17 protein-coding genes are annotated in these 19,299 nt (G+C 60.0%); all 17 read left to right on the top strand.

Annotation, left to right across the window (positions count from 1 at the left end; translation table 11 throughout):
* Positions 1–124: 124 nt before the first annotated feature.
* The 17 genes from ACRX4W_RS04620 (at position 125) to pstA (ending at position 19,297) form a co-directional block, all read left to right on the top strand.
* A complete protein-coding gene (locus ACRX4W_RS04620; protein WP_006234269.1) occupies positions 125–559 on the top strand; it encodes a division/cell wall cluster transcriptional repressor MraZ in 435 nt (144 codons plus the stop codon).
* A gap of 20 nt (positions 560–579) precedes the next feature.
* A complete protein-coding gene (gene rsmH, locus ACRX4W_RS04615; protein WP_432299403.1) occupies positions 580–1,545 on the top strand; it encodes a 16S rRNA (cytosine(1402)-N(4))-methyltransferase RsmH in 966 nt (321 codons plus the stop codon).
* A 90-nt stretch (positions 1,546–1,635) separates the two neighbouring features.
* On the top strand, positions 1,636–2,106 hold the full coding sequence (locus tag ACRX4W_RS04610) for a hypothetical protein (protein ID WP_022094483.1): 471 nt from the start codon (positions 1,636–1,638) through the stop codon (positions 2,104–2,106).
* 182 nt (positions 2,107–2,288) lie between these two features.
* Complete coding sequence (locus ACRX4W_RS04605; RefSeq protein WP_334203902.1) at positions 2,289–3,989, top strand: peptidoglycan D,D-transpeptidase FtsI family protein; 1,701 nt, start codon at positions 2,289–2,291, stop codon at positions 3,987–3,989.
* A 128-nt stretch (positions 3,990–4,117) separates the two neighbouring features.
* Entirely contained in the window at positions 4,118–5,542 is a 1,425-nt protein-coding gene (locus ACRX4W_RS04600) for a UDP-N-acetylmuramoyl-tripeptide--D-alanyl-D-alanine ligase (protein ID WP_432299400.1), read from the top strand.
* Between the two features lie 3 nt (positions 5,543–5,545).
* On the top strand, positions 5,546–6,565 hold the full coding sequence (gene mraY, locus ACRX4W_RS04595) for a phospho-N-acetylmuramoyl-pentapeptide-transferase (protein WP_089571579.1): 1,020 nt from the start codon (positions 5,546–5,548) through the stop codon (positions 6,563–6,565).
* A gap of 9 nt (positions 6,566–6,574) precedes the next feature.
* Positions 6,575–7,981: a UDP-N-acetylmuramoyl-L-alanine--D-glutamate ligase gene (gene murD, locus ACRX4W_RS04590; protein WP_117647214.1), complete on the top strand. Its 1,407-nt coding sequence runs from the start codon at positions 6,575–6,577 to the stop codon at positions 7,979–7,981.
* Positions 7,982–8,017: 36 nt separating this feature from the next.
* On the top strand, positions 8,018–9,511 hold the full coding sequence (ftsW, locus tag ACRX4W_RS04585) for a putative lipid II flippase FtsW (RefSeq protein ID WP_117647216.1): 1,494 nt from the start codon (positions 8,018–8,020) through the stop codon (positions 9,509–9,511).
* Positions 9,501–10,616, top strand: a complete 1,116-nt coding sequence (gene murG / locus ACRX4W_RS04580) for an undecaprenyldiphospho-muramoylpentapeptide beta-N-acetylglucosaminyltransferase (protein WP_117647217.1) — start codon at positions 9,501–9,503, stop codon at positions 10,614–10,616. The genes ftsW and murG overlap by 11 nt, the downstream gene beginning before the upstream one ends.
* 97 nt (positions 10,617–10,713) lie before the next feature.
* Entirely contained in the window at positions 10,714–12,132 is a 1,419-nt protein-coding gene (gene murC, locus ACRX4W_RS04575; RefSeq protein ID WP_117636008.1) for a UDP-N-acetylmuramate--L-alanine ligase, read from the top strand.
* A 5-nt stretch (positions 12,133–12,137) separates the two neighbouring features.
* On the top strand, positions 12,138–13,049 hold the full coding sequence (murB, locus tag ACRX4W_RS04570; protein WP_117636007.1) for a UDP-N-acetylmuramate dehydrogenase: 912 nt from the start codon (positions 12,138–12,140) through the stop codon (positions 13,047–13,049).
* Positions 13,050–13,473: 424 nt separating this feature from the next.
* Complete coding sequence (locus ACRX4W_RS04565; RefSeq protein WP_231501570.1) at positions 13,474–14,262, top strand: cell division protein FtsQ/DivIB; 789 nt, start codon at positions 13,474–13,476, stop codon at positions 14,260–14,262.
* Between the two features lie 199 nt (positions 14,263–14,461).
* Complete coding sequence (gene ftsZ / locus ACRX4W_RS04560; RefSeq protein ID WP_055251674.1) at positions 14,462–15,616, top strand: cell division protein FtsZ; 1,155 nt, start codon at positions 14,462–14,464, stop codon at positions 15,614–15,616.
* A gap of 210 nt (positions 15,617–15,826) precedes the next feature.
* The gene (locus tag ACRX4W_RS04555) at positions 15,827–16,627 is read left to right on the top strand and encodes a purine nucleoside phosphorylase YfiH/LACC1 family protein (protein WP_089571585.1); all 801 of its coding nucleotides are present in this window, start codon (positions 15,827–15,829) and stop codon (positions 16,625–16,627) included.
* Positions 16,624–17,460, top strand: a complete 837-nt coding sequence (locus tag ACRX4W_RS04550; protein WP_117803367.1) for a phosphate ABC transporter substrate-binding protein — start codon at positions 16,624–16,626, stop codon at positions 17,458–17,460. The genes ACRX4W_RS04555 and ACRX4W_RS04550 overlap by 4 nt, the downstream gene beginning before the upstream one ends.
* A 1-nt stretch (position 17,461) precedes the next feature.
* A complete protein-coding gene (gene pstC / locus ACRX4W_RS04545) occupies positions 17,462–18,388 on the top strand; it encodes a phosphate ABC transporter permease subunit PstC (RefSeq protein ID WP_089571587.1) in 927 nt (308 codons plus the stop codon).
* Between the two features lie 3 nt (positions 18,389–18,391).
* A complete protein-coding gene (gene pstA / locus ACRX4W_RS04540; protein WP_006234250.1) occupies positions 18,392–19,297 on the top strand; it encodes a phosphate ABC transporter permease PstA in 906 nt (301 codons plus the stop codon).
* The last annotated feature ends 2 nt before the right edge of the window (positions 19,298–19,299 follow it).

The raw sequence follows: 19,299 nt of genomic DNA, 5'->3' as shown, positions 1-19,299 counted from the left end.
GGGTGGGGGAAGGGGTGGGGAAAGGTGTTGAAAAATGGGGCGGTTCCCCATATTATTAATGACGTCGACAGGCGGGGTGGTTCCCCGCGTACGTGCCATCTGAGTAACCGAGGGGAGGGCGCACATGGGAATGACTGGTGCATACGAGCGCAATCTCGATGCAAAAGGTCGTCTGTCCCTGCCTGCACCCCTTCGCGAGGAGCTTGGAGAGCACGTTCGCGTGTTCAAAGCCCTGGATGTCGATGCTCTGTACGTGTTCTCTGCCGAGGCCTTCGATAAGTGGGTCGAAGGACTCTTCGCGGGTCGTGAGGGCCACGAGGGTTTTAACCCGCGTGACATTAATGACCAGAAGCTCATGAGGGCGATCAACAAGCGCACCACGTCGATGGACGTGGACAGCGCCGGTCGTATCGGTCTTTCCGAGTCTCTCCGCAAGCAGGCGAACCTCGACCGCGAGGTCACGGTTGTGGGCAACTACGACCACCTTGAGGTTTGGGATCGCGCCGCGGCCGATGAGGACGATGACGATGAGGCCCTGCTGGACCTCTTCTTCTCGTAAGGGCAAGGCACGGGTAACGGATGGAGCGTGGGATCTTGACACAAGAATATCGGCATGAACCTGTCATGCTCGGCGAAGTGCTTGAGTCGCTGCGGCTAAAGAGCGGCTCCGTTGTCTGCGATTGCACCCTTGGCGGTGCCGGCCATTCGGTAAAGATGGCTGCGCAGGTGGGGGAGACGGGTCTTTTGCTCGGCGTCGATCAGGACGACATGGCCCTCGAGGCCGCTGGCGCCCGTCTGGACCGCGAGGTTCCCGGCGTTCCGCACCAGCTGCTGAAGGGCAACTTCGGCGACTTGGACGAGCTGCTTTGCTCGGCCGAGGTGCCCGGGGTCGATGGCTTCCTGTTCGATTTGGGCGTTTCGTCACCGCAACTCGATATCCCTGGAAGGGGCTTTTCGTATAACGAGGACGCCCTATTGGACATGCGGATGGATCCGGGTAATAACACCTTAAACGCAGCTGAGGTCATCAACACCTATAACGAACACGACCTCGCTCGGATTCTACGCGTCTACGGCGAAGAGAAGTTCGCCTCGCAGATCGCGCGCGAGATCGTGCGCCGCCGCGAGCAAGAACCGATCGAAACCACCGGCCAATTTGTCGAGATCATCAAGGCGGGTATCCCGGCTGCCGCTCGTCGGCATGGCGGACACCCGGCCAAGAAAAGTTTCCAGGCCATTCGCATCGAGGTCAATCACGAGCTCGATGTGCTCGAACGAGGGCTTGATGCCGCCACCAGGTGGCTCAACCCGGGCGGACGTATCTGCGTCATCTCATATCACTCGCTCGAGGACCGTATCGTAAAGAACCACTTTAAGGAGATGAGCCAGGGGTGCACGTGTCCGCCGGAGATTCCGGTGTGCGTGTGCGGCAACGTGCCGATACTCAAGGTCATCACCCGCAAACCCTTGGTTGCACAGCCTGATGAGGTTGAGCGCAACCCTCGGGCGAGATCAGCCAAAATCCGCGTGGCGCAGCGTCTGTAGGCGCGACCGCGTGATATTGGACCTCCCGCTCGCACCATAAACGAAGCTTAAACACACTACCAACGTACTCGGGATGGGAGGCGGCATATCATGGGCTACAACACTTCAAGCGCAGCACTCGCCTATGATATGAACGCCATGCCCGCCTATCGTGAGACGCCGCAGGCCCCCGTTGCTCCCCGTGAGCAGCGCACGCCGCGCTTTGATGTCTACACGGGCGCGGGCCGTCAGGCAAACCAGGCGGTAAGCCCGGTTTTCATGAGCGTTCTTAAAACGTTTTGCATCATTGCGGCTATCTTCATGACGATCGGCGTCGCCCGCGTGGCGCTCGCCGGTGTTACGGCCCAGGTGCTCAACAGCAACGCCGAGCTTACCAATACGCTCGAAAAGGCGACCGATGAGAGCTCCGACCTGGAGGTCATGCATTCGGTCTATGGCGCCGACACGCGCATTCGCGACCTTGCGGGCGCTTATGGCATGGTGGAGCCCAGCGAGAGCGTTACACTTGACTTTTCGCAGGATGCAGCCGCGGGCGCCAACGCGACCGCGACCGCTCAGTAGCAAGACGGTAGCTGAGTATGACAAATGACTATCGCCGCGGTTCCGATGGGGGCCGCGGTTCTGGACGTCCCTCGTCGCGGGGACGTTCTGGTTATCAAGGAACGGGTCGGCAATCTTACAACGCCGGGCAGTCCCGTGGCAACGACCCGGCGTCGCGACTTCGCGGCTCGGGCGGCCCTCAAGTGCATAACACCAGGTCGCGCAAGAGTTCGTCGACCGAATGGCTCACGGGCACGCCTCTGCCTCGCCGCAAAGCCGTCATGGGCTTCATTGGGCTTGGCTTGGGCTTGGGCGTCTTTCGCCTTGGCGACTATCAAATTGTCGAAGCCGATAAACTGCGCGAGCGTGCCGATGCGCGCCGCCTGCTTGCGCAGACCCTCTATGCCAAACGTGGCACCATCTACGACCGCAACGGTAACGTGCTGGCGTCGTCGGCCGAATGTCGCAACATCGCCGTGAACCCCCAGCTTGTCGAGGATGTTGACAAGACGGTGTCGGCGCTGGTCAAGGCAACTGGAATCGATAAAAAGACCTGCCGCAAGCTCGTTGAGTCCGATGGAACCTGGGTGTATATCAAGCGCCAGGTGGACGAAGACGACGCTGCGGCGCTGGAGAAGAAGAACCTGCCCGGCGTGCTTTTTGAGCAGGCCATGAAGCGCGTATATCCATACGGCAATCTGGCATCGCAGGTGCTGGGTGTAGTGAATGTAGACAACGACGGCTTGACGGGTCTCGAAAAGCAATACAACAAGCTTCTGACCGGCACGAACGGTTCTCTCGTACGCGAGCGCGCGAGGGACGGCAGCTATATCGCGGGCGGTGCCTATAAAAAGGTGGCTGCGGTCGACGGCGTTGATATCGTGACGACGCTCGACGTCAATATCCAGCGTGCGGCCGAGGATGCCCTGGCAGAGGCTGTCGAGAAGACAAAGGCCAAGAACGGCTCGGCGCTGGTCACCGATCCTACGACAGGCGAGATCTTGGCAGCCTGCTCGTATCCGACCTACGACCAGACCAATTTGGAAAACGCCAAGACCGAGGATATGAACCTGCGCCTGGTCACCGACGCCTACGAGCCCGGCTCGGTCTTTAAGACGCTCGTGGCGGGCGCCGGCTTCGACTTGGGCGTCGTGCGGTCGAGTACGTCGTTTGAGGTGCCGGCGAGCATCAAGGTGGGCGACGATACCGTCACCGATGCCGACAAGCGCGACTACGCCATGACCATGGATGTGCGCGAGATGATGCGCCGTTCGTCCAACGTGGGATTTGTCCTGGTGGGGCGCAAGATCGGTGCCGACGACTTTGCCGCCTATGTGGACAAGTGGGGCATCGGTCACAGCTCGGGTGTCGATTTTCCGGGCGAGAGTCTGGGCATCGTCAAGGAGCGTGACCAGTATGACGGCGCCACGCTGGGCTCGATGAGCTTTGGACAGGCGCTGTCTGTCTCGCCGATTGAGATCGCACGTGCCGTGGGCGGCATCGCCAACGGCGGCGTGATGATGACCCCGCACTTCTATAAGTCCAGCAAAGGCGACGAGAAGGACTGGGGCGAAGGCGAGCGCGCGATTTCGGAGGATGCCGCATCCCAGGTGACATCGTGCATGCAGACGGTCGTGTCGGAGGGAACGGGCGTTGGCGGCGCGGTTGACGGCTATGACGTGGCGGGTAAGACCGGTACGGCCGAACGCGCCGACGAGAACGGCGGCTACCTCAAGGAGAACTACATGTCGTCCTTTATGGGCTTTGCACCGGCACAATCGCCCAAGGTGCTGTGTTATATCACGCTCGACGGAACGCCGAGCGGCTCAGATGCCGCTGCGGTGCCGTTCCAGTCCATTATGGCCAACGCGCTCGACGTGCTGGGTATCCCGCACACGAAGTAGGGGGTTACAATCTTTGGGGCGTGGTTTGTTGTCCCATATGAGGGGTGTTCACATGCCCTGCACCACGCATGCGCGGCGCTGGGATACAATACGCCGATAGCATTATTTAGGTTTACAGGGGAGCTGCAATGATAGAGATCGCCGTCAACAACCTCGCGGCCGCAACAGGGGCCCGAACCGTGACGGGAGAAGTCGATCGGGTATGCCGCGGGTGCGTTATCGACTCGCGCCAGGTCGAGGAAGGGACGATTTTCGTCGCCTTTCCCGGTGAAAACGTCGACGGCAATGATTTTGCTTCCCGTGCGGTCCAGTCGGGTGCCGGCGCCGTCGTGATGACGCGTGAGCCCGAGGCCGAGCTGGTCTCGCTGGCGCAGGACAAGGGCTGTGCCATCTTGCTGACCGATGATCCCGAGGAGTTTCTGCTGCGTTTGGCGCATGCGTATCGCCTGGAGCTTGGCTGCCTGGTCGTTGGCATTACCGGCTCTATCGGCAAGACAACGACCAAGGACGTGCTCGCCGCGGTGCTCGCCAAGCGCTATCGCGTTTGGGCAACCAAGGGTAACTACAACAACCTGATCGGTATGCCGCTCACGGTGCTGGCGGCCCCTGCCGACACCGAGGTTCTGGTGCTCGAGATGGGCATGAACCATTTCCACGAGATTGAGCGCATGTCTCAGTCCGCCAATCCCAACCTTGCCATCGTGAGCAAGATCGGCACCTCTCATATCGGCATTTTGGGCAGCCGCGAGAACATCGCCCGCGCTAAGGCCGAGATTGTACAGGGCATGTGCGCCGCCGGCGACTATTTGCCGCTGCTGGTTTTGGGCGGCGAGGACGATTTTACGCCGTTCATTCGCGATACGTTCGCCCAGCCTGCTGGTATCGACGTGATGCTGGCCGGTGTCTCTGACGATGATGAGGTCCGCGCCCGCGACGTTCGCGTTGATGACGAGGGCCGTCCGGTCTTTACGCTCGATTTTGGTCAGGGCGAGACAATCGATACCATGCTTGCCATCCCCGGCGTGCAGTCCGTTCCTAATGCCGTTAAGGCCGCCGCGGTTGCCTATCGCCTGGGCGTGACGCCCGAGCAGATCGATGCTGCCTTTAGGGGCCTCACGATCACCGGTCACCGCCAGGAGATCAAGCGCGCCAAGAGCGGTGCCCGCGTCATCGATGACTCCTATAACGCCAGCGCCGAATCGATGGCAGCCGGTCTCGACCTGCTGCGCTCGCTTTCGTGCACGGGGTCTCGCATGGCGATCCTGGGCGAGATGGGCGAGATGGGCGATGAGGCTCCTCGCATGCATGAGCTCGTGGGCGCTTATGCCGCCGCCAAGAAGCTCGACATGCTGGCGTGCGTGGGTGGTGAGCTGGCCCAGCTTATGGCCGATGCCGCACGCATGATGGGCATGGACGAGGACCGCATCCAGGTGTTCTCCGATTATCAGCAGGTGCTCGACCGCATGGGCGGCGCGCTTGAAAAACATGATGTTGTACTGGTCAAGGGTTCCCGCTTTGTTGAGCTCGACCGCTTTGTGGAAGGTGTGTGCTAGCCCATGTTCGGCAATCCCTCGTATCCAACGTATCAGGCTTTTTTGGGGCTTGGCATCGCCGCAGCCATCGCGCTGCTGCTCATGCCGTGGTGGATCAAGCTGCTCAAGGTCGAGGGTATCGGCCAACAGGTTCGTGCCGACGGCCCCAAGCGTCATTTGGTTAAGCAGGGAACGCCCACCATGGGTGGCGTTGTCATCCTCGTCGCGATCTCGCTGACCTGCCTGCTGATGGGCAAGCTCACCACCGAGCTCGTACTCGTGCTGCTCGCCACGCTGGCGACCGGCGTGCTGGGCCTGATCGACGACCTGACCTCCGTTACGCATGGGCGCTCGCTCGGTCTGACGCCCCATGCCAAGATGATCGGCCTAACCATTATCTGTGTCACCTTTACGGTACTTGCCGTCAACTGGTGCGGCGTCGCCCCCGAGATTCGTTTTCCCGGTGGGTTGACGATCGACCTTGGCGTGCTTTCGACCACCATCTGCGGCTATTCGTTCCCGTGGCTCTATATTGTCTTTTGCTGGTTGATGATTGCCGGTCTTTCTAATGCCGTGAACCTGACCGATGGCCTTGACGGTCTTGCTGGCGGCACCTCCATGATCGCCATGCTCGCCATGGCTGCCATGGCGTTTCTGCACGGAGACGTGAACCTGTCCATCTTCTGCACCGCGTGTGCCGGTGCCTGCTTGGGCTTTCTGTGGTTCAACTGCTATCCGGCGAGCATCTTTATGGGTGATACCGGCTCGCTTGCTCTGGGTGCCGCGTTTGCCTGTACGTCCATCATGACTAACACCGAGGTCGTCTCCCTCATCATCGGCGGCCTGTTTATCGTTGAGACCCTGTCGGTCATGATTCAGGTTGTCTACTTCCACTTTACGCACAAGCGCGTCTTCCTTATGGCGCCCATCCATCATCATTTCGAAAAGAAGGGTTGGGCCGAGACCAAGGTCGTCATCCGTTTTTGGATTATCGCTGCGGCATTTGGTGCCGTTGGCCTTGCTCTGTTCTTCCAGTTGGGATAGTGGTCTTTCATGCCTCTTGCTGAAGTCTTTAGCCTGCTCGTTTTGGGTCAGGGCAAATCCGGTCTCGATGTCGCCCGCTGGGCGCTGGCACATCCCGAGCGCGTAAGCGCCGTTACCGTGTATGGCGGCGGCACCTCTGAGCCCAATGACGCCACGCGTGCGCTCGAGGCTGCTGGTGCGTCGTTTGTCTATGGGACCGAACAGGTCGAGGGCGCCTATGACGCATGCGTGACGTGCCCGGGCATCTCGGAGTTCTCGGGCTTCTTTAAGGCCGGGCGCGAACATGCCGCCCAGATTATGGGTGAGCCAGAGTTTGCCTATCGCCTGTCGCCCGATAACTGGATTGCCATCACGGGCACCAACGGCAAGACGACCACCACGTCGCTGACCGATTATCTGCTCAAGGCTGCCGGCGAGGCCAGCGTAGCTGTCGGCAACATCGGCGAGCCGCCGGTCAACGAGATTGACGGCCGAGCCCGCAACGAGTGGTTTGTGGCTGAGCTCTCGAGCTATCAGATTGCTACGACCACCGAGCTCCACCCTCGTGTGGCGGTGCTGCTCAACATCACTCCCGACCACTTGGGCTGGCATAAGAGCCATAAGAACTATGCGCTTGCCAAGATCAAGCTGTTTGACAATATGGTCGATGACGATCTGGTGGTTGTCGACGTCGAAGACGCCGGCATTCACGAGTTCGATGAGTACATCTATACGCCGGGTCGCCGCATCTGCAAGGTCGCTTTTGACGAGCCCGAGGGTGCAGACGCCGCCTTTGTGCGCGACGGCAAAATGGTCGTGCGCCTGAAGGGCGTCGAGACTCAGCTTGTCGCCACGTCCGAACTCAAGATCTCGGGCCATCACAATGTTATCAATGCCCTGTGCGCTGCCACGGCTGCCCTGGCAGTCGGTGCCGATGTCAATGGTGTCTGCCGCGGTCTGGCCTCGTTCCAGCCGCTCGAGCACCGCGTGGAGCCGTGTGGCGAGATTGACGGCGTGCGCTACGTCAACGATTCCAAGGCGACCAACACCGATGCGGTCGAGAAGGCGCTGACGGCATTTCCCGATGACGACGTGATCTTGCTGCTCGGCGGCCACGATAAGGGCACGCCGCTCACGGACTTCGCGCGCGTTGTTATGGATAACGTACGCTCGGTCGTCTGCTTTGGCGATGCGCGCGAGCGCTTTACCGCCGCTATGGACGAGGCCGATGTCGATGGCGATGTGGATATTGCCCAGGCGGATGACCTGCGCGATGCCGTGGACGTCGCCCGTTCGCTGTCGAGCCGTGGCGACGTGATCTTACTTTCTCCTGCCTGCTCTTCGTTCGATGAGTTCTCGGGCTATGAGGAGCGCGGCCGCGTGTTTAAGGACTATGTGGCGCAGCTTGCCGCTGCGGCGAAATCGCAAATGGAATAGGGGTTGCCGGTGAGAGAGGAGAGCCCCCGACAAGGTATGAGGAGGCCCGACTCGGACCGTGCTTCCTCGCGGCGTAGCACACCGCGTTCCGGTCGCGGCGGGCAGTCGTTTAGCGAACGCTATATTGCCGGCGTTCCCGCCCGCATCATGCGCCCCCGTCTGATATTTATGGCCTGCCTGTTTACTTTGGTGTGCTTTGGTCTGCTGATGGTGTACTCGGCGTCTTCGGTCGAGGCGCTGCACGAGAATGGCTCGGCGACGTTTTTCCTGGGTCGACAGGCCGCGTTTGCCGTGGTTGGTGTTCTGGCGCTGATTGCCATCGTGCGCGTTTTGCCGGACAGCTGGTTTGGGGAGGATGTGCTTAGGATCTTCCTTATCGGCATGATAGGGCTACTGTTTCTGGTGTTCTTGGTGGGCAGCGGCAGCCGTGGCGCCACGCGCTGGCTCAACATCGCCGGTATTCAGTTCCAGCCTTCCGAGTTTTTAAAGCCATTTGCCATTGCGTATTCGGCCATCATGCTTGATCGCTTCTTTTCGCCCGGTGGCAACATAAACGAATTCCTTCGCAAGATGGGCATCTACCTGGGTATTTCGCTCTTTCTGATCTTTATCCAGCCCGATTTCGGTACTGTCCTGATCATCCTGTTGACCCTCATGTGCATGGCGTTGTTTGCGGGTCTCGACCCGAGATTTATCATCGGCGTGCTAATCTTCGGCATTCTCGTGATCGTGATTGCACTTGTCGCAGAGCCGTACCGTATGGTGCGTATTCAGGTTGCCTTGAACCCTTGGGCTGACGAGTATGGTGACGGCTATCAGGCCACGCTTGCCATCATGGCCTTTGCCTCGGGCGGTCTGTTCGGCCGTGGCATCGGCAACTCAACCATGAAGTACTCGTATCTGCCCGAGGCGCACAATGACTACATCCTGGCCATCATTGGCGAGGAAGTCGGCTTTGTCGGAACCGTGCTGTTCTTCTTGGTGTTTGCGATGCTGATCTACTCGGCGTTTCGCATTGCCGAGCAGGCGACCGATCGTCGGGGCGCGCTTATGGCGTCTGGCTCCGCGGTCATTCTCGCGGTGCAGTTTTTGATTAACGCGCTGGGCATCCTCAACGTGTTTCCCATGACGGGCAAACCGTTGCCGTTTATTAGCTACGGCGGTTCGTCGATTATTGTGTCGCTTATGCTTGCCGGGTTGATCCTGCGCGTTTCGTACGAGAGCGCCCGCCGCGATGAGTATGACCGCCGCCGTGAGAGCTTTGCCGTTATGGACGAGAGCACCGCCGGCGTGGCCCATGTGCGCGGTGAACGACCTTCGCGTAGCGGCTTTACCGTTCTGGATGGTTCTGCATCCGAGCCGGCAGCTCGTCCACGCTCGCGAACGGCTCCGCAAGGTCGTCCGCAGCGCCCCAGCCCTCGCAACGCGGGCGGCGGATATAATCGAATCGATTTGAACTCGGACCCGTCGGCGCGTCTGCGCACCGACGACCAGGGACCGCGTGTACGAAGGGACTACCATGACCGATAAAATGACCGTTGCTATTGCAGCCGGCGGCACGGCAGGACACATCAACCCCGCGCTCGCCTTGGCCGAAGAACTGCGTGACCGTGGCCACCACGTTGTGTTCGTGGGCCAGTCGCGCAAGCTCGAGGGTCGTTTGGTCCCCGAGGCTGGGTTTGATTTTGTGCCCATTACGGTCACGGGCTTCGACCGCTCCCGTCCTTGGACGGCGCTGACCTCGCTGTGGCGTGTCAATAAGGCCAAGCGTGCGCTCGCCAATCATTTCTCAAAGGTCGGCAAGCCCGATGCCGCCATCGGTTTTGGTGCCTATGTCGAGGTTCCGCTGTTGGGGTGGTGCAAGGGCGCAGGCGTTCCGTATCTGCTGCATGAGCAGAACTCTGTTCCGGGCCTGGCCAACAAGATGATGAACTCCCACGCCGCCCGCGTGTGCATCTCGGTGCCGGCAGCGCGTTCGGTCTTTGAGCGCGAAGGTGACCCTGACCACGTGCTCATGACCGGCAACCCCGTACGTCGCTCGGTGATCGAGGGCGATCGCGATCGTGGCCGCAAGGCACTTGGCGTTCCCGAGGACGCTACGCTGCTGCTCGTCTTTGGCGGTTCACTTGGCGCCCAGCACCTCAACGAGCGCGTGACTTCGCTCAAAAACGAGCTGCTTTCGCGCAAGAACCTCTATGTGTTGCATTCGACGGGTGCCGACGGCTTTGAGGAGACCGAGCGCGCTTTGGCGCTGACGCCCGAGGAGGCGAAGCGTTACCGCGTCCAGCCTTACATCGACAACATGGGCGATATGCTGGCTGCTGCCGATTTGGTGCTCTCGCGTTCGGGTGCATCGAGCGTGGCCGAGATCGCTGCGCTCGCCGTGCCCTCGGTGCTCGTGCCGTATCCGCATGCGACGGCCGACCACCAAACCACCAATGCTCGTTATCTGGTCGACGCCGGGGCCGGCGTGCTCTGCGCCGATGCCGATATCGACGGTTCTGCCTTTGCCGATGAGCTGCTGCACCTGGTCGATGACGCGGCGGCGCGCGACGCCATGCGTCAGGCGGCGCGTGGTCTGGCTCAGGATAGAGCCGCCGCTCTTCTGGCGGATGCGGTAGAGGGTTTGCGTTAGTTAGACGGGATATCTTCGGTCGCCCTCGCGCTGATGCGGTAGGTGCGGTACAGTTAACGGGTTACAGGCAGTGTTTACGCAAGGAGTACACGAGCACATGGCTGATTCCCAGACTGCAACCTCCGCGCCCGAGTTTAAGAGCGCCCACTTTATCGGTATCGGCGGCGCCGGCATGAGCGGCATCGCCCTCGTTCTGCACGAGCGCGGTTATGCCGTTACCGGCTCCGACCTTAAGACGTCACGTTATATCCGCCAGCTTACCCGCGCTGGTGTGAAGGTGCATGTGGGCCATGAGGCCGCCACGATCGACGAGGTCAAGCCCGACGTGGTTGTTGTCTCCACCGCTATTCCGGAGTCCAACCCTGAACTCGTGCGTGCTCGCGAGCTTGGTATTCCCGTGTGGCCCCGTGCCAAGATGCTCTCTGCTTTGGGCCACGGCTACACCACCGTCGCTGTTGCCGGCACGCATGGCAAGACCACCACGTCTTCGATGTGTGCCACCATGCTCGACCGCATGGGTCTGGATCCGAGCTTCCTGATCGGTGGCATCGTTGAGGGCTATGACACGAACGGCAAGAACGGCTCGGGCGACTACTTTGTCGCCGAGGCCGACGAGTCCGACAGCTCCTTCCTGTTCCTGAACCCCAACGTAGTCATTGTGACCAACGTCGAGGCCGACCACCTCGATCACTACTCGGGTATCGAGGAGATCGAGGCAACTTTCGCCAAATTCATGAGCCTGGTGGGCGAGGACGGCACCGTCATCGTCTGCGGTGAGGACCCGCATCTGGTCGAGCTCGCCAAGTCGACGGGCCGTCACGTGCTTTCCTACGGCTTTGCCGAGAGCAACGACATCGTCTGCATGCACCCGGATGTCAAGGGCATCCAGAGTGACTTTATCGTTCGCTTTGAGGACGGCACTGAGCGCGCTGTGGAGATCAAGAGCAATCCCGGTCGCCACAACATGCTCAACGCCACGGCGGTGCTCACCGTCGCCCATGTCCTGGGCCTTGACATCGACGCCGCCGCCAAGGCGCTCTCGAGCTTTGAGGGCGTCCGCCGTCGCTTTACCCACGTGGGCGATATCGATGGCATCACCGTGGTCGATGATTACGGCCATCACCCCACCGAGATCAAGGCGACGCTTGCTGCCGCTTCGTCGCTGGGTTACAAGCACGTCGACGTCGTGTTCCAGCCGCACCGCTATTCGCGCCTGCAGGCCCTGTGCGACGACTTTGCCGATGCATTTGCCAATGCCGATAAACTGCTGCTGATTGATGTGTTCTCGGCTGGCGAGATGCCCATTCCGGGTGTCACCTCTAAGATGCTCGCCGATACCGTGCGCGCCAAGCATCCTGGCAAGGAGGTCGTGTACTGCTCCAGCCGTCTTGAGCTCAATCAGGAGCTCGAGCAGATGGTGGGCGAGGGCGACCTGCTGCTCACCATGGGTGCCGGCGACGTTACGACCGTCGGTCCCGAGTTCATTGAGTATCTGACTGCCAAGAAAGACGCTTAAGTCTAATGGGTCTGTTTAACGCCGTCATGGCGCTCTCGGGCATGATCGACACGGATGTGATCGAGGACGAGCGCCTTGCGCGTCATACGAGCTATCGTATCGGCGGCAAGGCCGACCTCTTTGTGACGTGCCATAGCTATCATGCCCTCCGCCGCGCCGTGGCGGTGCTCGATCGCGAGCAGGTGCCGTGGGTCATCATCGGCAAGGGCTCCAATCTGCTGGTTGCCGATGGCGGTTATCGCGGTGCCGTCATTTCGCTCGGACGTGAGTTCCAGCGCACGGTTGTTGCCGATGACGGTTGTACGCTGACGGTCGGTGCGGGCGTGATGTTTGCGCGCCTGGTCAACGATGCCCTGTCGCGTAGCCTCTCGGGCCTTGAGTTTGCCGTTGGCATTCCCGGTTCGGTCGGCGGTGCGATATCTATGAATGCCGGCACGCGGACCGAGTGGATTGGCTCGCTGGTTGAGGATGTCGTAACGTTTGACCCGGCATCCGGTATCAAGCATTATGCGGGGTCCGAGATCTCTTGGGGCTACCGCGAATGTAGCCTTCCCCGCAATGAGATCATCCTCGAGTGCGTGCTCAAGCTTAAACCGGCGCCCAAGGCCGACATTCGCGAGCGCATGGAGCGGTACCTTACAAGGCGCAAGCGTACGCAGCCCATGGGTCGCGCATCCTGCGGGTCTGTCTTTCGCAACCCGCCCGATGCGAGTGTGGGCAAGCTTATCGAGGATTGTGGATTAAAGGGTTTTTCGATTGGCGGCGCGGAAGTTTCGCCCGTTCACGCTAATTTTATCGTTAATAACGGAACTGCCTCGGCCGATGACGTTGCCGCGGTTATCAGACATGTGCACGGAAAGGTGAGGGAGGCGTATGGCATCGAGCTCAGACCGGAAGTTAAATTCCTCGGCTTCTAGAGCATCGAAACCCACCTTCCGCCGCGCCGGAGGGCGTTCCGGCGCGCCTGCCAAACCTCAACGCAATACCGTCGCGCACTCTAAGTCTGTCGGGCATGCTCGACAGACCAGTCGTCCGGTCGTCGGCTCGCAGCTCGGTAATCGTCCGGCCGCAAAAAAGTCCTCGCGTCCCTCGGTGACGTCAAAGCCTGTTATGGGCGCCAAGCCTGCCCGTCCCATGGCAGCTCCCAAGCCCTCGACGGGAACTAAAGCGGCGCGTCCAGGTCTCACGCTGGGCGCATTGAAACCGCGCTCGCTGACATCGGTGCCGGCTACCGCCAAGAAGCCTTCGAGTAAAAAAGGTTTCAACCCGTTATCTTCACTTGGAGCGATGGCAAATAAAACATCAGACGCCGCTTCTGTCGTTACAGGCAAAGGCAAAATCGTGGGCGGCGTTCTGGCCGTCTTGGCCGTGCTCGTCGTCGTTGCCATCGTGGTGATCAACTCTGGACTGTTTACTGCCACTGATATTCAGATTCAAGGCAGCGAGCATGTGACGAAGCACGATGCTATCCAGCTGATCGACTTGCCCGAGGGAACGTCGCTTTTTAACGTCGATCCCGACCAGATTACCGAGGATCTCAAGCAGAACCCGTGGGTTTCGGGCGTGGATGTCCAGCGCCAGTTTCCCCATACGCTTATCATCACGCCGACGGAGCGTAAAGTTATCGCCATTGCGTATATCAGCTCCGACGACCTTGCCTGGGCTATCGGAGACGATGACACCTGGATCGCCCCGCTGTCGACGTCGGTCGAAGTGGACGACCAGGGCAACGTCATCACGACAGGGCAGGGCTCAAATACCTTGACCGGAATCGATGCCGCGCTGGCGCTCGCCAAGCATTATGGCGCGGTGTTGTTGACTGATGTCTCGGCGGATGTCGCTCCGGTTTCCGGCCAGGCGGTGAACTCCAAAGCCGTTAAGGCCGGCCTGGATTATGTGCGTGGTTTTTCGAGCGAGTTCTTGGGACAAGTCAAGGATATTTCCACGCCTTCGGTCGAAGCCATCTCGGCAAACCTCAATAACGGCATTGAGGTGTCGCTGGGCGATTCGGACGATATCGCCAAGAAGGAACGCGTAGTCACCAAGTTGCTTTCGCAGGTAGAGGGCGTAACGTATATCAATGTGCGCTCTCCGGGCAACTACACATTTAGGAATGCTCCGACCTCGTAGCGCTGGTTGATGCTTTGTTGAGGGGCCATACCACGCCGTTTATCTGGTTTGTTTGGTTTTCACGGTCAATTATTTGACTGATACGTTCATAATGTGCAAACATAATACGGTTTACCTTTGCATTTACTTTCAACCTGAAGGTTAATGTGCGCAGGGGTCGACCCATGCTATGGCTATAACCTTTGTTCGGAGGACCGACATGCACGAGACAGAGATCAACAACTACCTTGCCGTCATTAAGGTGGTCGGCGTCGGCGGCGGCGGTACCAACGCGGTCAATCGAATGATCGAAGAGGGCATCCGCGGCGTCGAGTTTGTTGCCATCAACACCGATGCTCAGGCACTCGCGATCTCTGATGCCGATATCAAGGTGCACATCGGCACCGACCTTACCCGCGGTCTGGGCGCCGGCGCCAATCCCGAGGTTGGCCGCAAGGCTGCCGATGAGTCCCGCGACGACATCGCCGAGGCGCTCGCTGGCGCCGACATGGTGTTTATCACCTGCGGCGAGGGCGGCGGCACCGGTACCGGCGCTGCTCCCATCGTTGCCGATATCGCGATGAACGAGGTCGGCGCACTGACCGTCGCCGTCGTGACCAAGCCCTTCACCTTCGAGGGCCGCAAGCGTAAGAAGAGCGCTGAGGAGGGCATCAAGACCCTCTCCGATTGCGTCGACACCATGATCGTCATTCCTAACGATAAGCTGCTCGACATCGCCGAGAAGAAGACCACCATGCTCGAGGCCTTCGCGATTGCCGATGGCGTCCTTTCCCAGGGCACCCAGGGCATCACCGACCTCATCACCGTCCCCGGTATCATCAACCTGGACTTCGCCGATGTTAAGACCATCATGAAGCAGGCCGGTACCGCCATGATGGGTATCGGTACCTCTTCTGGGGATACTCGTGCCGTCGACGCTGCCCAGCAGGCCATCTCCAGCCCGCTGCTCGAGAGCTCCATCGATGGTGCCACGCGCGTGCTGCTCTCCATCGCCGGTTCCAAGGACCTGGGCATCCAGGAGATCAGCGACGCCGCCGACGTTGTCGCCAACGCCGTCGACCCCGAGGCCAACATCATCTTCGGTACCGTTGTCGACGAGTCCCTGGGCGATCAGGTGCGTATCACCGTCATCGCTACGGGCTTCTCCGACTCCAACGTCAACCGTCAGGATGAGCTCTTTGCTGCTCAGCAGTCTCAGAGCAAGGCCGCTGCCTCCGCTGAGCCGCAGCGCACCGCTCCGGCTGCCAGCCCGGCTCAGGCCGCTCCGACCCGCAACGTCGGTGGTACCGAGCTGCCCAACTTTGGCAACGACCAGTTCGAGCTTCCCGACTTCCTGAAGCGCGGTAGCTTCTAGTTCGTTTTTCTCAACGACCTGCACGGGGTGTGTCCATTTGGATGCACCCCGTTTTGTTTCTCGTTTGTAAACGAAAGCCTCCAATCTCCTTACGTTCCCTTTACGTTTGGTCCCTACCGCTGCGGGTATCCTTTTAAGGAAGTATGACAGCCGTATAAACGCGGACTGCGCGGCGACGCCGCGGTACTTGTGTTATTAGGAGGCTTTAGTATGGCAGCACGTGCGGACAACGTTTCGCGTGTCGACCATGATGGAGTTACGTTGGTGGAGGGCGCGACATCCGATGTCCGCTTTGCCTTTACCGAGCGCACCGGTGGCGTTTCTGAAGATGCGTACTCCTCGCTCAACCTGGGCTCGCATGTAGGCGATGACCCCTTTGCTGTTCAAGAAAATCGTCGTCGAGCGCTCGAAGCTATGGGCGCCACTGAGTGCGAGCATAATCTGCTCGTGCCCAATCAGGTACATGGTGACCATATCGTTACGGTGACTTCGAACGGCGCCGACGATCTTGAGGCTGTTCGCGAGCAGATTGCCGAGGGCTGCGATGCCATCGTCTGTACGGCCCATGACGTGCCCGTGCTGCTCTGCTTTGCCGACTGCGTTCCCGTGGTGCTGGTGGCCCCTGGCGGATTTGCCGTGGTGCACTCCGGTTGGAAGGGCACGATTGCACGTATTTCTGCCAAGGCGTGCCAGGCGCTTTGCGATGCTGCCGGCTGCGATGCGAGCGACGTTTCCGCCTATATCGGCCCCCATATCTTGGCTGACGAATATGAGGTATCCCAGGAACTCATGGATCGCTTTGCCGTCGAGTTCTCTTGCATCGATGCGAGTGCCTCTCGCATGCTCGATCTTTCCGCTGCCATTTGTGAGGCGCTGGTAGATGCCGGTGTGGACGCGGATAATATCGTGGATACCCAGCTTTCGACTGTGCGTCAGAACGACCGCTTTTATTCCTACCGTAACGAGGACGGCACCTGTGGGCGCCATGCTGCGATCGGCGTGATGCTATGAGAAAGATCGTATCGGTCCTGAGCGCCGCTGTGCTTACGCTTACGCTGTGCGCCTGTTCTTCGGGATCTTCTACCTCTTCCATTACCGTGGCCGGCTCCACGACCTGCCTTCCTATCGCCGAAATTGCGGCAGAGGGCTTTAAGGAGGAGACCGGCATCGACGTGCTCGTTTCCGGTTTGGGCTCTTCCGCTGGCATCGAAGCCGTCAGCGCTGGCACGGCCGATATCGCCAGCTCCTCCCGTGGACTCAATGCCGACGAGCAGGATCTGGGCCTGACTCCCATCGTCATTGCCCACGACGGTATCGCGGTCATCGTGAACGAAGACAACCCCGTCGATAACCTCTCGACCGAGCAGCTCCGCGATATCTATGCCGGCAAGATCACCAACTGGAAAGAAGTCGGTGGCGAGGACCTGAGGATTCAGGTTATCAACCGAGATGAGGCGTCTGGCACGCGTGAAGCCTTCCGCACCATCGTGATGGACGGCACCCCGTTCGATCGCCGCTCCGCCGTTCTTTCGGGCACGGGCCAGGTGCGCGACGTGGTATCTCGTTCGCGCGGGGCTATCGGCTACATTTCGCTGGGCTTCGTCGATAGCCTCAACGCCAAGACCTCGGTCAAGGCCGTCTCGGTCAATCATGTTGAGGCGTCCGAGAAGACGGTTGCGAGTGGCGGCTATCCCATCTCGCGCGACCTTTACTTCTTTGTGAAGGGTGCGCCTTCGCAGCAGGCGCAGGATTACATCGACTACGTGACGTCCGAAAAGATGGACAAGCAGATTCGCGAGGCGGGCTTTATTCCCGTCACCAACGACGAGAAGGGGAGTGAGTAGCATGGAAGCACAGGAAAACTCCCAGACTGAGCAGAATGCTCAGGCGCCCAAGAAGCGCGAGCTGGCGCTCGTATCGCGCAGCACCTATATCAAGGAGAAGGCGCTGCAGTGGATTTTCTTTGCCTGCGCGTTCTTGGCGGTTGTTACCGTCATCCTGATTTTTGTCTTTACCACGTACTCGGCGCTGCCCGTCTTTACCGACATCGGTCTGGCGGACTTCTTTAGCTTTACGTGGGCGCCCTCTGAGGGCCACTACGGCATCGTGTCGCTGCTTGCCGGCTCGGGTCTGGTGACCGTCGGTGCGCTCGCCATGGGTGTGCCCCTAGGCGTGGGCACGGCCGTGTATCTGGTCGAGATCGCCAGCAAGCGCGTGCGCAAGCTCATCAGCCCTGCCGTTGACCTGTTGGCCGGCATCCCTTCTATCATCTATGGCTTCTTTGGCATGATCATCATCCGTCCGTTTATCGCGCAACTGACCGGTGGTCTTGGTTTTGGTGCGCTGACGGCGTGGTTCGTGCTTGCCATCATGATCGTCCCTACCATCACCACGCTCACCATCGATGCCCTCAATTCCATTCCCATGGGTATTCGCGAGGCATCGTATGCCATGGGTGCTACTAAGTGGCAGACCATCTATAAGGTCGTGCTACCTGCCGCCAAGCTGGGTATCGTGGATGCCATCGTGCTGGGTATGGGCCGTGCCATCGGCGAGACCATGGCCGTGCTCATGGTCGTGGGTAACGCCCCGGTTATTCCCGACAGCATTGCGAGCCCCATCTCGACGCTCACGAGCCAGATCGCGCTCGACATGAGCTATTCCTCGGGTCTGCACCGCTCGGCGCTGTTCGGCATGGGCGTGGTCCTGTTTATCATCTCCGCCACGCTGGTGGGCGTCGTCCGTCTGATTTCCAAGAAGAAGAGGGGGTAGGCTATGTCCGATTCCGTTGACACGACGGTCGATACGACCTCGTCGCGCGAGCGCATCAAGCGTGCCCTTTCCCATGGCAAGAAGGGCCGCATCAACAAGGACCTGTCCAACAAGATCATGCTTGGCGTGTTCCGTGCCGCGGCATACATCACCACGCTGGTGCTTGTCGCTATCATTGCCTATGTGGTCATTAACGGCCTGCCGCATATCTCGCTCGACTTTATCTTCGGTTGGCCCCAGGGCGTCAACGCCGAGGGCGGAATTTGGCCCACGATCGTCTCGACCGTCTATGTGACGGCGCTCGCCATGCTTATCTGCACGCCGATTGCTGTGCTGGCAGCCGTCTATCTGGCCGAGTACGCCAAGCAGGGCAAGGTCGTCGAGCTCATTCGCTACGCTGCTGACGCTTTGGCCTCGGTGCCCTCCATCGTTATGGGCCTGTTTGGCTACGCCTTGTTTGTCGAGGCCATGGGCCTGGGCCTTTCGATGGTCTCGGCCGCTCTGGCGCTCGCGCTCTTGATGCTTCCCATTGTCATGCGCACCACCGAAGAGGCCATTCGCGCCGTCCCGCGCTATATCCGTTGGGGCGCGTACGGCCTGGGCGCCACCAAGTGGCAGGTTGTCTCCAAGATTGTGCTTCCTTCTGCCTTTGGCCGTATTGCCACGGGCATCGTCCTCGCCATCGGCCGCGCCATTGGCGAGACCGCGGTGGTGCTCTACACCATGGGCCAAGCCATCAATCTGCCTATTTCGCCGCTCGATTCCGGCCGCCCCATGACGGTTCACCTGTACCTGCTTGCCAACGACGGCATCAACATGAACGCAGCCTACGGCACCGCGCTCTTGCTGATGGTGATCATTCTGGCCTTCAACCTGTTTGCGCGCTTCCTGTCGCGCAAGCGTCGCTAGTT

It is taken from the genome of Collinsella aerofaciens, assembly GCF_964283865.1.
Lineage (GTDB): Bacteria > Actinomycetota > Coriobacteriia > Coriobacteriales > Coriobacteriaceae > Collinsella.
The sequence above is the reverse complement of the archived record's forward strand: the minus strand, read 5'-3'. Positions and strand labels throughout refer to the sequence as shown.

Excerpts from the sequence above, each read along its gene's own strand:
- ACRX4W_RS04620 (WP_006234269.1), top strand. The coding sequence starts at position 125 with ATGGGAATGACTGGTGCATACGAGCGCAATCTCGATGCAAAAGGTCGT.
- rsmH (WP_432299403.1), top strand. The coding sequence starts at position 580 with ATGGAGCGTGGGATCTTGACACAAGAATATCGGCATGAACCTGTCATG.
- ACRX4W_RS04610 (WP_022094483.1), top strand. The coding sequence starts at position 1,636 with ATGGGCTACAACACTTCAAGCGCAGCACTCGCCTATGATATGAACGCC.
- ACRX4W_RS04600 (WP_432299400.1), top strand. The coding sequence starts at position 4,118 with ATGATAGAGATCGCCGTCAACAACCTCGCGGCCGCAACAGGGGCCCGA.
- mraY (WP_089571579.1), top strand. The coding sequence starts at position 5,546 with ATGTTCGGCAATCCCTCGTATCCAACGTATCAGGCTTTTTTGGGGCTT.
- murD (WP_117647214.1), top strand. The coding sequence starts at position 6,575 with ATGCCTCTTGCTGAAGTCTTTAGCCTGCTCGTTTTGGGTCAGGGCAAA.
- ftsW (WP_117647216.1), top strand. The coding sequence starts at position 8,018 with ATGAGGAGGCCCGACTCGGACCGTGCTTCCTCGCGGCGTAGCACACCG.
- murG (WP_117647217.1), top strand. The coding sequence starts at position 9,501 with ATGACCGATAAAATGACCGTTGCTATTGCAGCCGGCGGCACGGCAGGA.
- murC (WP_117636008.1), top strand. The coding sequence starts at position 10,714 with ATGGCTGATTCCCAGACTGCAACCTCCGCGCCCGAGTTTAAGAGCGCC.
- murB (WP_117636007.1), top strand. The coding sequence starts at position 12,138 with ATGGGTCTGTTTAACGCCGTCATGGCGCTCTCGGGCATGATCGACACG.
- ftsZ (WP_055251674.1), top strand. The coding sequence starts at position 14,462 with ATGCACGAGACAGAGATCAACAACTACCTTGCCGTCATTAAGGTGGTC.
- ACRX4W_RS04555 (WP_089571585.1), top strand. The coding sequence starts at position 15,827 with ATGGCAGCACGTGCGGACAACGTTTCGCGTGTCGACCATGATGGAGTT.
- ACRX4W_RS04550 (WP_117803367.1), top strand. The coding sequence starts at position 16,624 with ATGAGAAAGATCGTATCGGTCCTGAGCGCCGCTGTGCTTACGCTTACG.
- pstC (WP_089571587.1), top strand. The coding sequence starts at position 17,462 with ATGGAAGCACAGGAAAACTCCCAGACTGAGCAGAATGCTCAGGCGCCC.
- pstA (WP_006234250.1), top strand. The coding sequence starts at position 18,392 with ATGTCCGATTCCGTTGACACGACGGTCGATACGACCTCGTCGCGCGAG.